This is a genomic window from Kineococcus rhizosphaerae, assembly GCF_003002055.1.
In the GTDB taxonomy this organism is placed as follows: domain Bacteria; phylum Actinomycetota; class Actinomycetes; order Actinomycetales; family Kineococcaceae; genus Kineococcus; species Kineococcus rhizosphaerae.
Genome location: NZ_PVZF01000012.1, coordinates 20,346 through 40,069, shown reverse-complemented (window position 1 = coordinate 40,069; position 19,724 = coordinate 20,346). Strand labels below are relative to the sequence as shown.

18 protein-coding genes are annotated in these 19,724 nt (G+C 77.2%); 12 read left to right on the top strand and 6 right to left on the bottom strand.

The genetic code is table 11. From position 1 onward, the window contains the following. Nucleotides 1-62: 62 nt before the first annotated feature. On the top strand, nt 63-623 hold the full coding sequence (locus CLV37_RS20625; RefSeq protein WP_245885514.1) for a phosphoribosyltransferase: 561 nt from the start codon (nt 63-65) through the stop codon (nt 621-623). Here CLV37_RS20625 and hrpB read toward each other — a convergent pair. The 3 genes from hrpB to CLV37_RS20610 are packed head-to-tail and all read right to left on the bottom strand — an operon-like array spanning nt 615 to nt 5,469. Continuing rightward, complete coding sequence (gene hrpB / locus CLV37_RS20620; protein ID WP_106213981.1) at nt 615-3,092, bottom strand: ATP-dependent helicase HrpB; 2,478 nt, start codon at nt 3,090-3,092, stop codon at nt 615-617. The genes CLV37_RS20625 and hrpB overlap by 9 nt on opposite strands. Nucleotides 3,093-3,096: 4 nt before the next feature. Next, nucleotides 3,097-3,891, bottom strand: a complete 795-nt coding sequence (locus CLV37_RS20615) for a hypothetical protein (RefSeq protein WP_106213979.1) — start codon at nt 3,889-3,891, stop codon at nt 3,097-3,099. 24 nt (nt 3,892-3,915) lie between these two features. Beyond that, on the bottom strand, nt 3,916-5,469 hold the full coding sequence (locus CLV37_RS20610; RefSeq protein ID WP_211298825.1) for a DEAD/DEAH box helicase: 1,554 nt from the start codon (nt 5,467-5,469) through the stop codon (nt 3,916-3,918). Nucleotides 5,470-5,715: 246 nt separating this feature from the next. Between CLV37_RS20610 and CLV37_RS20605 the strand changes: the two genes are divergently transcribed. The 7 genes from CLV37_RS20605 to CLV37_RS20575 all read left to right on the top strand — a co-directional run bounded on the left by CLV37_RS20605 (nt 5,716) and on the right by CLV37_RS20575 (nt 12,874). After that, complete coding sequence (locus CLV37_RS20605) at nt 5,716-6,780, top strand: FecCD family ABC transporter permease (RefSeq protein WP_106213977.1); 1,065 nt, start codon at nt 5,716-5,718, stop codon at nt 6,778-6,780. Then, a complete protein-coding gene (locus tag CLV37_RS20600; protein ID WP_106213975.1) occupies nt 6,777-7,874 on the top strand; it encodes a FecCD family ABC transporter permease in 1,098 nt (365 codons plus the stop codon). The genes CLV37_RS20605 and CLV37_RS20600 overlap by 4 nt, the downstream gene beginning before the upstream one ends. A 29-nt stretch (nt 7,875-7,903) precedes the next feature. Continuing rightward, entirely contained in the window at nt 7,904-8,731 is an 828-nt protein-coding gene (locus tag CLV37_RS20595) for an ABC transporter ATP-binding protein (RefSeq protein WP_211298824.1), read from the top strand. Between the two features lie 44 nt (nt 8,732-8,775). Then, a complete protein-coding gene (locus CLV37_RS20590) occupies nt 8,776-9,726 on the top strand; it encodes an NAD(+)/NADH kinase (RefSeq protein ID WP_106214208.1) in 951 nt (316 codons plus the stop codon). 198 nt (nt 9,727-9,924) lie between these two features. After that, nucleotides 9,925-10,953, top strand: a complete 1,029-nt coding sequence (locus CLV37_RS20585; protein WP_146149520.1) for a glycosyltransferase family 1 protein — start codon at nt 9,925-9,927, stop codon at nt 10,951-10,953. Beyond that, nucleotides 10,950-11,969: a hypothetical protein gene (locus CLV37_RS20580; RefSeq protein WP_106213970.1), complete on the top strand. Its 1,020-nt coding sequence runs from the start codon at nt 10,950-10,952 to the stop codon at nt 11,967-11,969. The genes CLV37_RS20585 and CLV37_RS20580 overlap by 4 nt, the downstream gene beginning before the upstream one ends. Continuing rightward, complete coding sequence (locus CLV37_RS20575) at nt 11,966-12,874, top strand: glycosyltransferase family 2 protein (RefSeq protein WP_106213969.1); 909 nt, start codon at nt 11,966-11,968, stop codon at nt 12,872-12,874. The genes CLV37_RS20580 and CLV37_RS20575 overlap by 4 nt, the downstream gene beginning before the upstream one ends. Here the strand turns inward: CLV37_RS20575 and CLV37_RS20570 are convergent. Beyond that, complete coding sequence (locus tag CLV37_RS20570) at nt 12,802-14,019, bottom strand: glycosyltransferase (RefSeq protein WP_211298823.1); 1,218 nt, start codon at nt 14,017-14,019, stop codon at nt 12,802-12,804. The genes CLV37_RS20575 and CLV37_RS20570 overlap by 73 nt on opposite strands. Nucleotides 14,020-14,100: 81 nt before the next feature. Between CLV37_RS20570 and CLV37_RS20565 the strand changes: the two genes are divergently transcribed. The 3 genes from CLV37_RS20565 to CLV37_RS27775 are packed head-to-tail and all read left to right on the top strand — an operon-like array spanning nt 14,101 to nt 17,404. Next, nucleotides 14,101-15,021 (top strand): WcbI family polysaccharide biosynthesis putative acetyltransferase, encoded by a 921-nt coding sequence (locus CLV37_RS20565; protein ID WP_106213965.1) that lies wholly within the window; start codon nt 14,101-14,103, stop codon nt 15,019-15,021. Beyond that, nucleotides 15,018-16,088 carry a glycosyltransferase family protein gene (locus CLV37_RS27780; protein WP_170127401.1) on the top strand — a complete coding sequence of 357 codons (1,071 nt, stop codon included), beginning with the start codon at nt 15,018-15,020 and terminating at the stop codon, nt 16,086-16,088. The genes CLV37_RS20565 and CLV37_RS27780 overlap by 4 nt, the downstream gene beginning before the upstream one ends. A 50-nt stretch (nt 16,089-16,138) precedes the next feature. Next, a complete protein-coding gene (locus CLV37_RS27775; RefSeq protein ID WP_170127400.1) occupies nt 16,139-17,404 on the top strand; it encodes a glycosyltransferase family 2 protein in 1,266 nt (421 codons plus the stop codon). Here the strand turns inward: CLV37_RS27775 and CLV37_RS20555 are convergent. After that, nucleotides 17,347-18,207 carry an FkbM family methyltransferase gene (locus CLV37_RS20555; RefSeq protein ID WP_245885513.1) on the bottom strand — a complete coding sequence of 287 codons (861 nt, stop codon included), beginning with the start codon at nt 18,205-18,207 and terminating at the stop codon, nt 17,347-17,349. The genes CLV37_RS27775 and CLV37_RS20555 overlap by 58 nt on opposite strands. 185 nt (nt 18,208-18,392) lie before the next feature. Next, on the bottom strand, nt 18,393-19,244 hold the full coding sequence (locus tag CLV37_RS27130; protein ID WP_146149519.1) for a hypothetical protein: 852 nt from the start codon (nt 19,242-19,244) through the stop codon (nt 18,393-18,395). 84 nt (nt 19,245-19,328) lie between these two features. On the opposite strand from CLV37_RS27130, the gene CLV37_RS20545 reads away from it, so the two are divergent. Continuing rightward, the gene (locus CLV37_RS20545; protein WP_106214206.1) at nt 19,329-19,691 is read left to right on the top strand and encodes a PRC-barrel domain-containing protein; all 363 of its coding nucleotides are present in this window, start codon (nt 19,329-19,331) and stop codon (nt 19,689-19,691) included. The last annotated feature ends 33 nt before the right edge of the window (nt 19,692-19,724 follow it).

Sequence of the window (19,724 nt, the reverse complement as noted above, 5' to 3'; positions counted from 1 at the left end):
CGTAATCGTCCGGGGCCCGACGCGGAGGGAGAGCGGGCGGCGGGCGCGGCTACCCTCGCCGCGTGACGACCTCCTCCCCCGGTGACCGCGACGGCTCCGGCGACCCCGACGGCGCGATCGGCTCCGGCGGCCCCGACCGCGAAGTGCTCACCTGGTCGACCTTCGGGCAGGCGGTGCGGGACCTGGCCTCGGCCATCGCCCGCGACGGGTACCGCCCCGCGGTGATGCTCGGCATCGCCCGCGGCGGGCTGCCGCTGGCCGCCGGGCTGGCGTACGCGCTGGACGTGAAGGAGACCGCGACGATCAACGTCGAGTTCTACACCGGCGTCGACTCCCGGCTGCCCGAGCCCGTGGTCCTGGCCCCGTCGGTGGACCTGTCCGAGCTCGCGGGCCGCGACGTGCTCGTCGTCGACGACGTCGCGGACACGGGCCGGACCCTGGGCGTGGTCGTGCGGATGTGCGCCGAGGCCGGGGTGCGGGCGCGGGCGGCCGTCGTCTACCGCAAGCCGACCACGACGCTGGCACCGGAGTACGCGTGGAAGGAGACCGACCGCTGGATCGACTTCCCGTGGTCGGTGCAGGGACCGGTGCCCGAGCTGGGCGCGGCGCTGCCCTCAGCCTGAGCGGCGGGTCGTGCGCGCCGTGGGTGCGGCGGTGAAGGGGTCCTCCGGCCACGGGTGCCGGGGGTAGCGACCGCGCATCTCCGCGCGCACCGACGGGTAGGCGCCCCGCCAGAACGACGCCAGGTCGGACGTGACCGCCAGGGGCCGGCCGGCGGGTGAGAGCAGGTGCAGGACGACCCGGACCCGACCCTCGACCAGGCGCGGGGTGGCGGTCCACCCGAAGGCCTCCTGCAGCTTGAGCGCGACGACGGGCAGCGCGGGGTCGGAGTAGTCGACCCGGACGCTGCGGCCGGTCGGCACGGGCAGCTCGAGCGGGGCGAGCTCGTCGAGACGACCGGCCTGCGGCCAGGGCAGCAGCGCGCGCAGGGCGCCGGCGACGTCGAGCCGGGCCAGGTCGCGCCGGGAACGGACACCGCCCAGGTCGAGCCACCGCGGCAGGGTGGCCAGCAGGTGCTCGTCGCCGAGATCGGGCCACGGATCGCCTTGCGCCGCGCGGCAGCACGCCACCCGGGCCCGCAGCGACGCGGCGGCGGGCCCGAAGGTCAGCAGCCCCAGCCCCTCGCGCCGGACCCCCTCGGCGACCGCCTCGGCGACCGCGTCCGCGGGCGGGTCGGGCAGGGGGCGGGCGGACAGCTCGAGGGCCCCCAGCCGCTCGACGCGGCGGGCGCGCACGTCGCCGTCCCAGCGGACCTCCTCGACGACCTCGACACCGACGACGTCGCGCGCGGTGTCCTCGTCGAGGGGGGCGGCGGCCCGCACCCGGGCGGCGGCCCGGCCGGGGGCGCGGTCGGCGACCGCGACCGCCAGCCACCGGGCCTGGCGCAGCCCGCTGCCCGCGTCGAGCTCGACGCCCGTCCCGCCCGCCGTCGCGTACGCCGTGCCCCCGGCCGACCGCTGCCGGGCGACGCGCTCGGGGTGGGCCAGCGCCACGACGGTCCCGGCCACGAGGTCGCGCGGGGCCCCGGTCCCGCGGTGCTCGCCGGCGGCGGCCAGCAGCCGGGCGACCTCCCGGCGCCAGGTCCCGGACCCCTCGCGGGAGGCGTCGCGGGAGACCGAGCGCCACGCCGCGACGAGGTCGTCGCCGGAGCGCGCGGAGTCCTCCGACAGCAGGGCGACGACCTCGGCGGCCGCGCGGGAACCGACCCGCTCGGCCCCCTGCAGCAGCGCGCGGGCCAGCCGCGGGTGCAGCCCCACGTCGGCCATCCGGCGTCCCAGCGGCGTGATCGCCCCGCCGTCCAGGGCACCGAGCCGGGTCAGCGCCTCGCGCGCGGCGGCCAGCGGTCCGGCCGGTGGGGCGTCGAGCAGGGCCAGGTCGTCCACCTCGCCCCACCCCGCGGTCAGCAGGGCGAAGCCGGTCAGGTCGGCCGTGAGGACCTCGGGCGCGGAGTGGGCCGCCAGCAGGGCGTGCTCGGCCTGCGACCAGGCGCGCAGGACCGTGCCCGGGCCCTGCCGGGCGGCGCGGCCGGCGCGCTGGTCGGCCGAGGCGCGCGAGACCCGCACGGTGTCCAGCCCCCCGAAACCGCGGGCGTGGTCGATCCGCGGGACCCGCGACAGCCCGGCGTCGACGACGACCCGCACCCCCGGGACCGTGAGGCTGGACTCGGCCACGGCCGTGGACAGCACCACCCGGCGCCGGGGACCGGGCCGCAGGGCGGCGTCCTGCTCGGCCCCGGAGCGCCTGCCGTGCAGCGGGACCACGTCGACGTCCGCCCCCGGGCCGGACAACCGGCCTTCGACGGCGCGGATCTCCCCCGCGCCCGGCAGGAAGACGAGGACGTCCCCGGTGAGCTCGGTGAGGGCCCGGCGGACCAGCGCGGCCACGTGGTCCAGCAGCGCCGGGTCCACGCGCAGCCCCTCGGGCGGGCGCACGGGCCGCGGCGGAGGGCACCACCGCACCTCCAGCGGGTGCACGGGGGCGGTGGCCGTCACGACCGGGCCCCCGAGCAGCTGCGCCAGGCGCGGCACGTCGAGGGTGGCCGACGCGGCGACCAGCCGCAGGTCCTCGCGCAGCAGCTCGCGCGCCTGCAGGGCGAAGGCGAGGACGAGGTCGGCGTCGAGCTGGCGCTCGTGGACCTCGTCGAGCAGCAGGGCGCCGACGCCGGGCAGCTCCGGGTCGTGCAGCATCCGGCGCAGCAGCAGGCCGGTCGTGACGACCTCGACGCGGGTCCGCGGCCCGGAGCGCCGCTCGCCGCGCACCGCGTACCCGACCGTCTCGCCCACCGGTTCGCCCAGCAGCGAGGCCATCCGGGCCGCGGCGGCGCGGGCGGCGACCCGCCGGGGTTCGGCGACGACGACCCGGCCCGGGGCCCGCCCGGAGAGGTGGTCGGCCAGCGCCAGGGGCACCAGGGTGGTCTTGCCCGTGCCCGGCGGGGCCTGCAGGACGGCGGTGCCGGCCTCGTCGAGGGCTCTCAGCAGGTCGGGGACGGCGGCGCCGACCGGCAGGGTGTCCAGCAGTCCGTCGGCGAGCACCCGCTCATCCTGCCCGGGCCCGGCGGCGGCGCCGCACCACCCCGGCGGTCCCCGCGGCGAGCACCAGGACGAGGGCGAGGACCTGCCGCACGCCCAGGACGGGCCCGGCGCCCTCCCACTCGTAGCCGCCCGCCGCCAGACCGGCGAGGCGCTCGAAGTGGTTGCGGGCCCCGGGGAAGAAGAAGTCGTCGACGCCGTAGGCGACGGGGAAGGCGGCCGGGCCCGCGAGCACCGTCGCGACCGCCCACTGCGGCCGGTGGTGCGACTCGTGCTCGGCCAGCGCGGCGGCCTCGGAGGGGACCGTCGGGAAGCGGGGCGAGACGACCATGTCGCCGAAGTTCGTGGTCCGCTTGCCCGCCACGGCCTTCGAGACGACGCCGACGTAGTAGTCGGCGGCGGCGTAGCGGCAGACGGTGAGCCCGCGCGCGTCGGCGTAGAGCATCGCCAGCCCCGTCTCGGGCCAGGTCGCGACCTTCTGCGCGGCCACCGAGACGGTCAGGGGGCCGACCTCGGCGGTGGACCCCCACTCCTCACCGGGCGGGGCCGCGCAGATCGGCGCGTCACCGAGGTCGGTGACGCTGCGCCAGGTCGTCCCGACGAGGATCAGGCCGACGGCGAGCCCGGCCACGACGCCCTGGGCGACGCGGACGGGACCGGAGCGCAGCGGGGCGTGCCGACCACGGAACCACCAGTAGGCCGCGCCCAGGACCCCACCGACGAGCAGCCAGAAGAGGAGGTGGACCGCGGAGCGGCTGTGCGGGTGGCTGTACCCCCACCACTGGCGCTCGCGTCGGCCCACCCCGCTCAATCTAGGGCGGGAACCTCAGTTCGTCCCGGCGCCCGCACCGCGTCCGCCGCCACCGCGGCGACGGCGTCGCGGCGCACCCCCGGCCGGGGCCGAGGAGCGCTGCGGCGCACGGGGTTCGGTCTTGGGCTTGGGGGCCCGCTGCGGCTGCGGCGGGGCCGTCGGGACGGGCGAGTCGGCGGGGTCGACCCACGCGGCCGCCGGGCCGACGAGGCGGGAGGTCAGCTGGTGACCGGTCCCGACCGGCGTCCACTGTGGGGAGATGCCGGCCTGGCGGGCCAGGGTCCGCACGTCGCCGCGCTGGTCGGGGGTCGCGACGGTGACCACGAGGCCGCCGGCACCGGCGCGGGCCGTGCGGCCCGAGCGGTGCAGGTACGCCTTGTGCTCGGTCGGGGGGTCGACGTGCACGACGAGGCCGACGTCGTCGACGTGGATGCCGCGGGCGGCGATGTCGGTGGCGCACAGCACCTTGACCGACCCGTCGGAGAACGCGCCGAGGTTGCGCTCGCGGGCGTTCTGGCTGAGGTTGCCGTGCAGGTCGACCGCCGGGATGCCCGCGGCCGTCAGCTGCTTGGCCAGCTTCTTGGCGGCGTGCTTGGTGCGGGTGAACAGCACGGTCCGGCCCTGGCCGCCCGCCAGTTCGCGCACGAGCGCGTTCTTGGTGTCGGCCGCGACCTCCAGGACGTGGTGCTCCATGGTCGAGACGGGCGCGACGGCCGGGTCGACGGAGTGCACGACGGGCTCGGACAGGTACCGCTTGACGAGGACGTCGATGCCGTTGTCCAGGGTGGCCGAGAACAGCAGGCGCTGGCCGACGACCGGAGTCGCGTCCATGAGCCGCTTGACGCCGGGCAGGAAGCCCAGGTCGGCCATGTGGTCGGCCTCGTCGAGGACCGTGACCTCGACGGCGTCGAGGCGGCAGTGGCCCTGACCGATGAGGTCCTCGAGCCGGCCGGGGCAGGCGATGAGGACGTCGACGCCGTCGCGCAGGGCGCTGACCTGCGGGTTCTGGCCCACCCCCCCGAAGACGACGGTGGTCTTCAGCCCCGCGGCGGTGGCCAGCGGGGTGACCGTCGCGGCGACCTGGTTGGCCAGCTCGCGGGTCGGGACGAGCACCAGCGCGCGGGGGCGGGTGCTGCGGCGCGGCCGCGTCGAGGCCGCCAGGCGGGCCACCAGCGGCAGGGCGAAGGCGATGGTCTTGCCGCTGCCGGTCCGGCCCCGGCCCAGCACGTCGCGCCCGGCCAGGGAGTCCGGCAGCGTCGCGGTCTGGATGGGGAACGGGCTGGTGACGCCGCCGGCGGCTAGGACGTCGACGAGGGCCTGCGGGACGCCGAGCTCGGCGAAGGAGCGGTCGTCGGTGACGACCTCGGTGACCGTGTCGGAGACGACCTGCGGGCGCGGCGCCTCGGCCCGCTGCGCGGGCACGTTCCGCCCGGCGCCGTTCTGCGCGCCGTTCTGGGCGCCGCTCTGGCCACCGCCGCCGGAGCGGCGACGACGGCGCGGGCGGGGCACCGAGGAGTCGTTCGAGGTGGGGGTGGACGTGCGGGGGCCGCGGGACGCGGACGTGTTCACGTGGAGCCTTCCGGTGATCGGACACGACGGGGATCGGCCGTGGTGCCCGCGGAACGAACCGGACTGAACACTCGACCGCGGTCGCCGCAGGGGCGACCGCCGACGACCACCCTAGTCGCCGTCACACCCCTCCATCGGCAGGTGAGGGCCCGCAGCGCAGTTCGTGACCGATCCCACTCGCGCCCGGCGGGGCGAGTGAGGTGACCCTTTCCCGCTCCAGCGGTGGAGAGGCTACCCTCACTCCTCGTGCCCACCTCGACCAGCGCGCCGCCCCCGACGGCCGCCACCGCACGGCCGGCGGCGCCCCGGCGGTGGGGCGCGCGACGGCCCGTCGCCGTCGCCGTCGCCGCCGTCCTGCTCGTCCTGGCGGTCCTGGCCAGCCTCGCCGTCGGGTCCCGCGAGATCCCCCTGGGCACCGTCCTGGACGCACTGCGCGGCATCGGCGCCGGCTCCCAGGACGTCCTCGTCGTCCGGGAGCTGCGCGTACCGCGCACCCTCGTCGGCGTCGCGGTGGGCGTCGCGCTGGGCCTGTCGGGAGCCCTCATGCAGGCCCTGACCCGCAACCCGCTGGCCGACCCCGGGCTGCTCGGCGTCAACGCCGGCGCCGCGGCCGCCATGGTCACCGCCCTCGGCGTCCTCGGCCTGACGTCGCGGCTGCAGCTCGTGTGGGCCGCGATGGCCGGCGCCGCGGTCGTGTCCGTCGGCGTCTACGTGCTCGGCGCGACCGGCCGCGGGGGCGCCACCCCCGTCCGGCTGGCCCTGGCCGGCACCGCGGTCTCCGCGGCCCTGTACGCCTACACCAGCGCGCAGGTCCTGCTGGACTCCAGGACCTTCGACCGGTTCCGCTTCTGGCAGGTCGGCTCCCTCGCCGGGCACGACACGACGACCTTCCGGCAGGTGCTGCCCTTCTTCGTCGTCGGCACCGTCCTCGCCCTCTCGCAGGCCCGCGCCCTGAACGCCCTCGCCCTCGGGGAGGACTCCGGCCGGGCGCTGGGTGCCCACGTGGGCCGCACGCGCGTGCTCACCGCGCTGGCCGTCACCCTCCTGTGCGGGGCCGCGACCGCCACCGCCGGGCCCATCGCCTTCGTCGGCCTCGCCGTCCCGCACCTCGTGCGCGCCCTCACCGGGCCCGACCAGCGCTGGGTCCTGCCCCTGTCCTGCCTCGTGGCCCCCGCGCTGGTGCTGTTCAGCGACGTCCTGGGCCGGATCGTGGTCCGCCCCGGTGAACTGGAGGTCAGCATCGTGACCGCGCTGCTCGGGGCGCCCGTCCTCGTGGCCCTCGTCCGCCGCCGCCGGCTGGCGCAGCTGTGAGCGCGCACGCGGCGTCCCGGTCCGTCGCCGTCCCCCACCGGCGCGTCGCCGACCGGGCGCGCGCCGGGCGCACCGTCCGCGCCGGGCGCGGGTTCTCCGTGCGCGTCCAGGGCCGCACCCTGACCGTGTGCCTGGGCCTGCTCGTGGCGCTGGTCGCGGTCGTCGCCGTCAGCCTCACCACGGGCGACTACCCGATCTCCGTGCCCGAGGTCCTCAAGACCCTCGCTGGCCAGGGGCGGCGGGCCGACGAGTTCATCGTCCTGGGGCTGCGGCTGCCGCGCGTGGCCACGGGCCTGCTCGTGGGCTTCGCCCTCGGCGTGGCCGGCGCGGTGTTCCAGCTCGTCACCCGCAACCCGCTGGGGTCCCCCGACGTCATCGGCTTCACCTCCGGGGCCGTCACCGGCGCCCTCGTCGTCCTGCTCGTCCTGGGCGGCGGCGGCTGGCAGACGTCCTTCGGCGCGCTCGTCGGCGGCGGGGTGACCGCGATCGCGGTCTACCTGCTGTCCACCCGCGGCGGCGTGCAGGGCTACCGGCTCATCCTCGTCGGCATCGGCGTCTCCGCCGTCCTGCAGGCCGCCAACAGCTACCTGCTCACCCGCTCCCGCGTCGAGGACGCCCAGGCGGCCACGGTGTGGATCACCGGCTCGCTCAACGGCCGCGGCTGGGAGCAGGCCACCCCCGTCGGCGTCGGCCTCGCGCTGCTGCTGCCCGTCCTGCTGCTGAGCGGGCGCTCGCTGACGGTGCTCGACCTCGGCGACGACGCGGCCCGCGCCCTCGGCGTCGACGTCGCCCGCACCCGGCTCGTCGTCCTCGTCGCCGCCACCGCCCTCACCGCGCTGGCCGCCATGGCCGCCGGGCCCATCGCCTTCGTTGCGCTGGCCGCCCCGCAGATCGCCCGCCGCCTGACGCGGGCCGTCGGGTCCGGGCTCGTCGCCGCCGGGCTGACCGGCGCGCTGGTGCTGCTCGTCAGCGACCTCACCGCCCAGCGCCTCTTCGCCCCCACCCAGCTGCCCGTCGGCGTCGTGACCGGCGCCGTCGGCGGCGTCTACCTCGCCTGGCTGCTGGTCACCCAGTGGCGCCGCGGCCGCGGCTGACCCGGCCCCACCCGACACGAGAGGAACCTGTGAGCACCCCGAACCGGCTGCGCGGCCAGGACCTGACGCTGGCCTACGACGAGCGCACCATCGCCGCCGGCCTCGACATCGAGATCCCCGACGGCTCCTTCACCGTCGTCGTCGGACCCAACGCGTGCGGCAAGTCCACCGTGCTGCGGGCCCTGGCCCGGATGCTCAAGCCCACCGTCGGCAGCGTCTTCCTCGACGGCCAGCACATCCACTCGCTGCCGTCCAAGGAGGTCGCCCGGCGCCTGGGCCTGCTGCCGCAGACCGCCACCGCGCCCGACGGCATCACCGTCGCCGACCTCGTGGCCCGCGGCCGGTTCCCGCACCAGAAGCTGCTGCGCCAGTGGTCGGCGGACGACGAGCGCGCCGTGGACGCCGCCATGGCCTGGACGCAGGTCGACGACCTGGCCGAGCGCACCGTCGACGAACTGTCCGGCGGGCAGCGCCAGCGGGTCTGGATCGCCATGGCCCTGGCGCAGGAGACGCCCATCCTGCTGCTCGACGAACCGACGACCTACCTCGACATCGCCCACCAGATCGAGGTCCTGGACCTGTGCGCCCAGCTGCACGAGGAGCAGGACCGCACTCTGGTCGCCGTCCTGCACGACCTCAACCACGCCGCCCGCTACGCCACGCACCTCGTCGCCCTCAAGGCCGGCCGGGTCGTGGCCCAGGGCGACCCGGCGCGGATCGTGACCGCCGACCTCGTCGAGGAGGTCTTCGGCCTGCCCTGCGTCGTCATCCCCGACCCCGAGACCGGCACCCCGCTCGTGGTGCCCCGGGCCCGGGCCGCCCGCCCGGGCCGCGACCGCGAACCCCGACCGGCCTGACCCCGCGGGGCCCGGGGCCGGTGCGGGCGTTTAGCGTGTCGCAGGTGCAACCCGGACGCGGCGGTGGACCCCTCGGCAGGCTCGGGCTCGTCGTGCACCCCGTGCGCGACACCGTCGAGCAGGCCCGCGTCGTCCAGCGGTGGGCGCACGAGCACGGCAAGGAGGTCGTCGGGTTGCGCACCGACGCGACCCGGCTGCCCCCCGACGTCCGCCTGGTGGGCCAGACCGAGTTCGCCGCGACGGTCGACGCCGTCGTCAGCCTCGGCGGCGACGGGACGATGCTCGGCGCCCTGCGCCTGCTCGTGGGCCGCACCGTGCCCGTCCTCGGGGTGAACCTGGGCCACCTCGGCTTCCTCGTCGAGCTCGAACCCAGCGAACTGCCCGGCGCCCTCGAACGCATCGCCGCCGGCGACTTCACCGTCGAACCGCACCTGTCCCTGCGCACCGAGCTGCGCACCGGCAGCGAGCACCGCGAGGCCGTGGCGTTCAACGACATCGCCCTGGCCCGCACCCCCGGCCGCGGGACGGTGACGGCCGCGCTGTCGGTCGCCGACCAGCGCATCGGGTACCTGCGCTGCGACGCCATCGTGCTCGCCACCCCGACCGGCTCCACCGCGTACAACTACGCCGCCGGTGGTCCCGTCGTCTCCCCCGGCGCCGAGGCCCTGCTCGTCACCCCCGTCGCGCCCATGTCCGGCATCGGCCGGCCCATCGTGCTCGGCGTCGACGAACCCGTCCGCCTCGAACTGCTCGAGAAGTCCGGCCCGCCCACCGTCGAGGTCGACGGCATCGCCTCCGGCGAGCTGCCGGCCGGCTCGGTCATCGAGGTCCGGGCCGTGCGCGACGCCGGCCACGTCATCCGGCTCGACGCCGCCGGCCACGGGCGGCGCTCGCGGGTCAAGCTCAGCCTGCTCGACCTGCCGCTGCTGCCCGAGGAGATGCTCGAGCTGGTGCCGGCGGAGCTGCGGCGCAGCGAGTCCACGCAGCGCCGCTGAGGCCGCGACCCGCCCCGGTTCGCAGCTGGGACCGGGGGAGCCCGTCCGCCGGTGTTCAATGGCGGTGCCAAGACCGCGCGTTCGAGACGAGGGCCCGTGGTGCCCGCGCGCAGCGTCCCGGCGTCTGCGCCCAGTCCCAGGAGACGTCGTTTGTCGGCTTCCGTCGCAGTGCTCCACGTCCCGGGCGACCACGGCTACGTGGACCACCTCACCCACGAGGGGGTGGACGGCGTCGAGGTCGTCCGCCTCGCCCGGCCCGACCCGTCGCGCTGGGCCCCCTCCCCCGCCCTGGACGCCGGGTGGGTCGAGGAGAACGCCGCCCTCTTCGACGTGCTGCACCTGCACTTCGGGTTCGAGGGCCGCACGCCCGCGCAGCTGCGCGAGCTGACGACGGCGCTGCGCCGGCGGGGCCGGGGCCTGGTCCTGACCGTCCACGACCTGCAGAACCCGCACCTGACGACGCAGCACGACCACGACCGGCTGCTGGACGTGCTGGTCCCCGCCGCCGACGAGGTCGTCACCCTGACCCCGGGGGCGGCCGACGAGGTCGAGCGCCGCTGGTCGCGTCGCCCGCAGGTCGTGCCGCACCCGCACGTGGCGCCCTTCGAGGCGATGACGCCCCGCCCGCCGCGCAGCGGTCCGCGGGTCGTCGGCGTGCACCTGAAGAGCCTGCGCGCCAACCTGGTCGCCGGCCCCGTGCTGGAGTCCGCCGCCGAGGCCGTGCGGCGCCTGCCCGGCACGGTGCTGCGCGTGGACGTGCACGGCGAGGCGCTCGAGCCGTCCTTCCCCCGCCACGACGCCGCGTTGTCGGCCTGGCTGCGGGACGCCCACGCCGACGGGCGCGTCGACCTGCGCGTGCACGACCGCTTCGACGACGAGGAGCTGTTCGGCTACCTGCGGGAGCTGGACGTCTCGCTGCTGGCCTACGGGCACGGCACGCACTCGGGCTGGCTGGAGCTGTGCCACGACCTGGGCGTGCCCGTCGTGGCCGGGCACGTCGGCTACCTGCACCAGCAGCAGCGGCTCGAGCAGGTCGACCTGCTCGACCCGCAGGCCCTGGCGGCGGCCCTGGACCGCGCCGCGGCCGCCGGCCCGGGCACGGCCGCCGACGCCGGGAGCCGGGCCGCCCAGCGCCGACGGGTGGCGCAGGCGCACCGGGACCTCTACCTGCGGGTGGTCTCGCAGGTCGCCCCGCACGGGGCGGCCGGGCCGCGGGTGGACGCGTGATCGGCTGGTACGTCCACCACCACGGCGCCGGGCACCTGCAGCGCCTCGTCGCGGTGACCCGGCACCTGCGCACGCCGGTGACGGCGCTGAGCTCGGCGCCGCGCCCGGCCGGTTTCACGGGCGGGTGGGTGCAGCTCGACCGCGACGACGACGGCGACGTCGACCGCGCCTCGGCCACGGCCGGCGGCGCGCTGCACTGGGTGCCCCTGCACCACCGGGGGCTGGGGCGGCGCCACGCCGTCGTCGCCGGGTGGATCGCGCAGGCGCGCCCGCAGCTGGTCGTCACGGACGTCTCCGTCGAGGTCACGGTCCTGGCCCGGTTGTGCGGTGCGCCCGTCGTCGTCGCCGCCATGCTCGGCGACCGCGACGACGCGCCCCACCGGCTGGGCCGCGACCTCGCGACCGCGCTGCTGGCCCCCTGGCCGCAGCCCGCGCCGCAGCCCGCGCCGCAGACCCCCGCCCCGTCCGGCAGGACCCCCGTCGTCCACGTGGGGGCCTTCTCCCGCTTCGACGGCCGACCCGCCCCCACCGGCGCCACCCGGCCGGGCACGGTCCTGGTCCTGTGGGGCAGCGGCGGGCGCGACGTGAGCGACGACGAGCTGCTGGCGGCCCGGGAGGCGACGCCCGGGTGGACCTGGCGGTTCCGCGTGCCCGGGTCCCGCCTGACCAGCCCGCAGGACGAGCAGGACGTCTGGGACGCGCTGCTGGAGGCCGAGGTCGTCGTCGTGCACGGCGGCCACAACGCCGTCGCGGAGGTCGCCGCCGCCCGCCGAGCGGCCGTCGTGGTCGCCCAGGACCGGCCCTTCGCCGAGCAGCGCCGTCGCGTGGACCTGCTGCGCGCGGAGGGCCTGGTCGCCCTCGACGGCTGGCCGGCGGCCGACCGCTGGCCCGGGCTGCTCGCGCGCGCCCGCGCCGTCGGGGCCGGACCCTGGCGGCGGTGGGCGCCCGGGGACGGGGCCCAGCGCGCGGCCCGGTTCCTCGACGAGACCGCCGCGGCGCAGGGGGTGCTCGCGTGAGGTCCCCGCAGGTGGCCGTGCTGACGATCGTCGCCGGCCGCCACGAGCACCTGGTGGGTCAGCTGGTGGGTCTGCAGCACTCCGACACCGTCCCGGACCTGCACGTCGTCGTGGCCATGGGCGACCCCGGGGTCCGTCCCCTCGTCGAGGCGCGGGCCGGGGACCGGACCCGCACCGTCGTCGTCGACGTCCCCGTCCCACCGGACGGCGAGCTGCCGCTGTCGCGGGCGCGCAACGTCGCCGCGGCGACCGCCCTCGCGGCCGGGGCCGAGCTGCTCGTCTTCCTCGACGTCGACTGCGTCCCCTCCCCGGGGCTGCTGCGGACCTACCGCGACGCGGCCGCGTCGGCGCCGGTGCGCTCGGTGGCGGGACCGTCCCTGCTGTGCGGGGCGGTGACCTACCTGCCCCCCGGCGTCCGGGTCGAGCGCGCCGCCGACCTCGCCGGGCTCGCGCGGGCGGCCTCGCCGCACCCCGCCCGGCCCGCCCCCGCCGAGCACGAGGTGCTGGCGGCGGACGAGTCGCAGTGGTGGCTGTTCTGGTCCCTGTCGTTCGCGGTGAGCGCCCGGGACTGGGAGCGCTTCGGCGGGTTCTGCGAGGAGTACCGCGGGTACGGCGGCGAGGACACCGACGTCGCCGCCACCGTGCGCTCCCTGGGCGGCAGCCTGTTCTGGGTGGGGGGCGCCGAGGCCTTCCACCAGCACCACCCCACGACCAACCCGCCCGTCCAGCACGTCGAGGCCGTCGTGCGCAACGCCGGCGTCTTCCACGCCCGGTGGGGGTGGTTCCCGATGACGGGGTGGCTCGACGCCTTCGCGGCGGCCGGTCTGGCCCGCTACGACGCCGCGACCCGCACGTGGTCCTCGACGGGGGCCTCGGCGGAGGCCTCGGACAGCACCGCCCGGTAGACGCCCTCGTAGCCGGCGATCATGGCCGGCGCGGACAGCCGCGCCTCCGCCGCCGCCCGGACGCGGGCCCGGTCCATCGCGAGCGCCGGGCCGACGGCGGCGGCCAGGGCGTCGACGTCCCCGGCGGCGACGACCTCGCCCAGGGCGCTGCCCGAGCCGGGGCGGACGACCTCGCGCAGTCCCCCGCGGTCGAGGGCGACCACCGGCGTGCCGCACATCGCGGCCTCGGCCGCGACGAGGCCGAACGGCTCGTCCCACACCGGGGTCACCAGGACCGCGCCCGCGCGGCCGACGGCCCGGGCCAGCGGGGAGCCCCCCAGGTGGCCGTGCCACGTCACGCCCCGGCCCAGGTGGGGGGCGATGCGCCGCGCGAAGTACTCCTCGTCCAGCGCCGGCCCCACCAGGTCCAGGTGCCGGCCCGCCCGCGCCGCGGCGGCGATGGCCAGGTGCGGGCCCTTCTCGGGGACCAGCCGGCCGAACCAGAGCAGGTTCGTCCCGCCCGGTCCCGGCGTCCAGCGGCCCGGGTCGACGCCGTTGTGCACGACGTGCGCGCGGGGGGCCCACGGGGCCCACTGCTGGCCGGTGAACCGGCTGACGCTGGTGAACCGGGCGGAGCCGCCGCCGGCCGCCAGGGCCGACGTCAGCCACGGGGTCGGGGGCGTGTGGAACGTCGTGACCGTGGGGAAGGGCAGCGTCGCCGACAACGACAGCGGCAGGTAGTGCAGGGAGTTGTTGTGGACCAGGTCGACCTCGTCGGCGTAGCGCGTGCGCAGCGCGTCCATCACGCGCAGGTGGGCGTGGTGCTCGGCCATGAAGGCCGCGGCGGGCATCGACGGGTCGCGGCGCGACAGCTCGTCCGGTTCCCACCCGCCGCCGTCCAGGACCTCCGGCTGGGCGTCGTCCGAGCCCTGGGCCGCGAACAGCAGCACCCGGTGGCCGCGCTCGCGCAGCCCGCGGACCAGGCCGCCGACGAAGGACTCCAGCCCACCCGCGTAGGGCTCGGCGACGGGGTACCTGCTCGGTCCCAGGACCGCGACGGTCAGGGACCGCCCCCGGGTGCTCGTGCCCGCCGTCCGCGTCGACCGCACGAGGGACCTGTCGGGGTGGACGGGCGACGGGGTGCGGGACAGGAGAGGCGGGTGCACCGGCTGAGGAAAGCACGAAGTGGCCGCCACCGCGCACTCCACCCGTCCGTACGGGCTCCGAACAGCCCCTACGCTGCGGCTGTGACCGGACGCCGACGACACTACGCGCACTTCTACGGCCTCGCGCCGGTCACCCGGGACGACCGGCCGCTGGTGCTGGTCCACGGCAACTGCCAGGCCGAGTCCGTGCGCGTGCTGCTCGACTTCCCCGCCTCCCCCGTGCGCACGGTCCGGGTGCCGCCGGTGCACGAGCTGACCGCCGACGACCTGCCGCACCTGCACGCCCTGCTCGAGCAGGTCGACGTGGTCGTCTCGCAGCCGGTCCGGGACGGCTACCGGGACCTGCCCGTGGGGACCGCCGAGGTCGTCGCCGCGGGCGCGCGCCGTCCGCGGCTCGTGGTGGTGCCCGTCGTCCGCTGGGCCGCGCTGCACCCCTTCCAGGTCATCGTCCGCTCCCCCGCCGCGGGGGAACCGCCCGTCGTGCCGTACCACGACCTGCGCGTGCTGGCGCAGGCCGCGGGACGACCGCCGCTGCCGGAGGTCCCGGCCCCCGCGGCCGTCCGGGCCGTGCGGGAGCTGTCCGTCGGGGAGCTGGCGCGCCGGCACGAGGCGCACGGGTCGCTGCCCGTCACCGACCTGCTCCTGGCCGCCGGGGCGGCGGCCACCCACACGGTCAACCACCCGGGCAACGACGTCCTGCGGGGTCTGGCCGGGCGGGTCCTGGGCGCGCTGGGCGTCGAGGCCGACGTCCCCGACCCGGGCCGGACGCTGCTGGACAGCATCCACACCCCCGTGGCCCCGCAGGTGCTGGACGCCCTGGGGCTGGCCCCCGCCGCCGGTTCCACCAGCGGGCCCGGCGCGCAGGACTGGCTCGTGCACGGCGAGCGCGTGCCGCAGGACGTCGTGCGCGCCGAGCACCTGCGCTGGTACGGCGAGCACCCAGGGGTCGCCGAGGCCGGGCTGGTGCGGCACGCCGCGGCGTACGAGGCGCTGGCCGCGTGAGGGTCCCCGAGGCGGCCGTCGTCTGCCTGGTGCTCGGCCCCGCCACCCACGGCGTCACCGCCGAGGCGCTGGCCCAGTGGGACGTGCTGCGGACCGACGGCCGCGGACCGGTGCACCTGGTCCGCCGCGAGGGCCCGCCCGACCTCACCGACCTCACCGCCGCCCTGCGCGACGTCCCGGCCGGGGTCGTCTCGCTGCACGTGACCGACCGGCTGCTGGGCCCGAGCCCCGAGGACGCCGCCGCGCTCGTCGAGGGCCTGGCCCGGCAGCGGCCCCTCGTGCTCACGCTGCACGACCTGCCCCAGGCCAGCGACGGGGCCGTCAACCACCCCCGGCGCGCCGCCGCCTACGGGCGCATGGCGCGGGTCGCGGCCCACGTGGTCGTCGCCAGCCGCCACGAGGAACGTCTCCTGGCCGCCTGCGGCGTCGAGCGGCCGTGCACCGTCGTCCCGCTGCCGGTGCCGCACGTGGCCCCCTCGCCCGCCGCCGCCCCCGGCACGACGCCGACCGCGGTGGCCGTGCTCGGGTACCTGTACCCCGGCAAGGGGCACCTGCAGGTCGTGGAGGCCCTCGACGCGCTCCCCGCCGGGGTGGGCCTGCTCGCGCTGGGCCGCCCCTCGGACGGTCACGAGGACCTCGTCGACGAGCTCGTCATCCGCGCGGCGGCGGCGGGGCGCTCCTGCCGGATCACGGGTTTCGTGCCGTCGGCCGAGCTGCCGGCGCGGCTGCGCTCGGCCGTGCTGCCGGTCGCCCCGCACGAGCACCTGTCGGCGTCCGGCTCCATCAGCACCTGGATCGGCGCCGGCCGCCGTCCCCTGGTCCCGCGCAGCGACTACGCCGAGGAACTGCTGGAACGCTCCCCGGGGTGCGTGACGGTCTACGACGACTTGCGCACGGCCCTGGCGCGGGCCTGGGCGGACCCGGCCTCGACCTGGGCCGGGGCGGCCGCCGGGCCGCCGGGCCCGACGGTCGCGCAGACCACCGCCCGGCTGCGCGCGGTCCTGCGGGCCGCCGGCCGGCACGTGCTGATCGACGTGCGCGACGGCGCCCGGGTGCCCACCCCGTGAGCGGGGCGGACGTGGCGGCGACCCCGGAGGCAGCGGTGAGGGTGTCGGTCGTGGTCCCCCACTACGAGGCCCCGCACGACCTCGAGCTCGTGCTGGGCGCGCTCGCGCTGCAGGACCACCCCCTGCACCTGCTGGACGTCGTCGTGGCCGACGACGGCTCGCGCACCCCGCCGGCCCCGGGGCCGCGGCCGTTCCCGGTGCGCGTGGTCGCCCAGGAGGACGCCGGGTTCCGCGCAGCCGCCGCCCGCAACCTCGGGGCCGCGCACGCCACCGGCGAGGTCCTGTGCTTCCTGGACGCCGACACCGTCCCCGAACCGGGGTACGTCGCGGCCGTGCTGCGGGCGGTGCGCGCGGGAGCCGACCTCGTCGTCGGCCGCCGTCGCCACGCCGACCTGTCCGCGGCCACCCCCGGCGCCCTCGCGGCGTGGTGGCGCGGGCAGGGGCCCGCCCCGGAGCTCTTCGAGGACCCGGCCTGGCTGCGCGAGGCGTACGAGCGCACCGGCGACCTGCGCGACGCCGGTGACGACGCGTACCGCTTCGTCATCTCCGCGGTCCTCAGCGTCACCCGCGAGCTGTTCGACGCGGTGGGCGGCTTCGAGGAGTCGTTCACGCAGTACGGCGGGGAGGACTGGGAGTTCGCCCACCGGTGCTGGCTGCGGGGGGCGGACTTCGCCCACGCCCCCGACGCGGTCGCCTGGCACGACGGGCCCGACTTCGCCGGCCGCACCGACGACGCGGACGCCCGCCGCTCCCGCAACGCCGAGGGGCTGGCGCTGGCCCGGTTCGTCCCCGGTCCCGCGACCCGCGGCGCCGGGCTGGTCTGGGCCTTCCCCGACGTCGTCGTGACCCTCGACGACACCGGGGCCGAGGTGGCCGACGTCGTGGCCTGCGTCGCGAGCCTGCTGGCGGGCACCGACGGCGGGGTCTGGCTGCGCTCGGGGGACGCCTGCGACGAGCTCGCGGACCCGCGCGTGCACCGCGGGACCCCGCCGGCGGACGTGCTGGGCCGCTGCCGCTTCCGCGTCGACCTGGACCGGCCCGTGGTCCTGACCGGGGCCACGCTCGCCGAGCTGACCGACGTCGCGCCGGTGCGGGTCGGCGACGACCTGCTCGTGCGGCGGACCCGGGACGTGGCCCGGTCCGCCGGCGCCGCCGACGTGGCCGTGCCGGCCGACCCCGCCGTGCGGGCCGACCCCCTGGACGGGGTCGACCTGCAGCGGGCCTGGGGCCGCTACGACCACCGACGCCACGTCCGCCTTCAGCGGTCGCTGCGCACGCCGTTCGTCGTCAGCGAGCGGCCGATCGCCGCGCCGTAGTCGGCGACGACCTGCTCGTCCACGACCCCGTCGGAGACCAGCTGCACCAGGCAGCGCACGACGAGGTCGGTGGAGCCGTAGACGAAGTGGGCCAGCAGGGCCAGGTGCTTGACCTGCTCGGCCTCCAGCACCTCCAGCCGCCCGAAGTCCTTGACGTAGGCCACGTCGGCCTCGATGACCTGCTGGTGGTGCTCGAAGATGTTCCCGTCCAGCACGCCCGGGGCGATGGGCCACTTCTTGATCGCCGCGAAGGTGTGCGGCAGGAACCCCTGGGCGCGCAGCTCGGCGTCGACCTCGCCGAACAGCGGCTGGCCCTCGTACAGCGGGACGAAGGAGACCTCGGTGTGCACGGCGACGGCCCCGGCCAGGGTCCGCCGCCCGTTCTGGAAGATCGTCAGCTCCGAGCCCTGGACGTCGATCTTCAGCAGGTCCAGGGGCCCGAGGTCGTCGAGGTCGTCCAGGCGCTTCGTGGCGACGGTGCCGCGGCGCAGGACCTCCCCGTAGCGCGCGAACTCGTTCAGCGCGGACAGCCGCCGCACGTCCGGCTCGAAGAGGCTGGTCATCCCGTTCATCCAGGTGACCTTGAGCTCGTGCTCGCCGCCGTCGCCGACGGCGTGCGGCAGGTACCGCTCGTTCGGTCCCGCGGCCTCGAGCAGGGCGGTGAGGGCCTCGGCCTGCGGTTCGAATCCCGTGACCGTGCACAGGCCCGCGGTGAGCATGTCCTTGTACGGGGGGTCACCGTCGATCGGGTTCGCCCCGATGTCAACCACGGCCGTGAGCCGCTCCACCGCCAGTCGATCCACCCACGAGTGCACTACGGCTCCCCTTCGTCGCCGGCGCCCGCCGTGGGCGCGCCTGGTCATGAGTACCAGGCACCACCCCGGCGCCGGCCGCGCGGGGCCGCCGGTCGGCCCGGCCGCAGGCACACCTCGCGCCCGTCACGGCGGGGATCGCGGGCGCGAGATGCGCCTCCGGCGGGAGGGGGCCGTCAGGGCGCGGCGGTCGCCGTCGCCCCGGCCAGCGCGGCCGCGCTCGCGGTCGGGGCGCTGACGGCGGCCTCGTCCCGCTGCGCGGTGGCGGTGCTCGTCGCCCGGTCCGTGGGGGTGCCGGTCGCGGTGGCGGTCGCCTCCGGCGAGGACGTCGCCGTGCCCGTGCGCTCGCCCGTGGCGGTGGCCGTGCTCGTGGGGTCCTCGGTCGCGGTGCCCGTCGCCGTACCCGTCGGGGAATCCGTCGCCGTGCTCGTGGCGGTCTCGGTGGCGGTGTCCGTCGGGGTGCCCGTCGGGGTGGGGGTGGGCGTCGACGGGGTCGACGTCACCGTGGTGCCGAGGATGGTGCTGCTCGTGGTCGCGGTGTCGCCCTGGCGCTCGGCCGCGACGCTCTTGCCGCTGACGGACTCGAAGACGAAGATCCCGCCCACGCTCAGGACGAACGCGACGACGCCGAGGAGCACGGCGTGCCGGGCGCGGAACCGCTTGCGCCGCGGCGGTCCCGGGGTCGGCGCCGGGCCGGGGCCGGGCGCACCGGCCTCGTCGACGACGGGCGGCTCGGTGCGGTCGGGGTGCTCGTCCTGCGCCGGGGGCACCGGACCCGTGCGCCGGTCGCGGGCGCGACGGGCGACCTCGGCGAGGTGCTCCCGGCTCCGGTTCAGGGTGAAGCCGTAGATCGCCGCCGCCGTGGAGGCGATGACGCTGCCGAGGGCCGCGCCGACGAGGGTGCCGTACGCGCCGAAGCTCTTCAGCCCGGCCAGCAGCACGGCCGACGTGACGGCCGCGCCCGCTCCGCCCGCGATCTGCAGCCAGTTGATGGTCAGGGTGGTCCGCTGGGGTGTCTGCTCGCTCATGCCGCGTCCCATGGTGTCACCCGGGTCCGGGGGTTCCGGCCACCCGGCGAGCGAGTCCTGTGAAGGTGCGCCACAGTGATCGCCATGACGATCCTCGTGCAGGACCTGAACCAGTGGAAGGGCGCGGCCGTCCTCGACGTCAGCGACGCGAAGATCGGCACCCTCAGCTCCGTCTACGTCGACGCCGCCACCGACGAGTGGCTGTTCGCGGCCGTCGAGACCGGCGTCGTGGGGTTCAAGAAGGTCGTGCTCGTGCCCCTGGACGGCGCCGCCGTCGGCCGCCACGACATCCGGGTGGCCTTCCCCAAGGAGACCGTCAAGGCCTCGCCGTCGTTCGGGACCGACGAGGAGCTCGGCCCCGACGACGAACCGCGCATCTACGCCGCCTACGCCATGGAGTACTCGGCCGCCGACACGCCCAGCGGCCGCCACCTGGCCCGGCGCTGACCCGCGGCTGACCCTGCGGCCGACCCTGCGGCT

What these genes read in the sequence shown, in the direction of transcription:
- CLV37_RS27130 (WP_146149519.1), bottom strand. Translation starts at nt 19,244, where the DNA reads ATGAGCGAGCAGACACCCCAGCGGACCACCCTGACCATCAACTGGCTG.
- CLV37_RS20545 (WP_106214206.1), top strand. Translation starts at nt 19,329, where the DNA reads ATGACGATCCTCGTGCAGGACCTGAACCAGTGGAAGGGCGCGGCCGTC.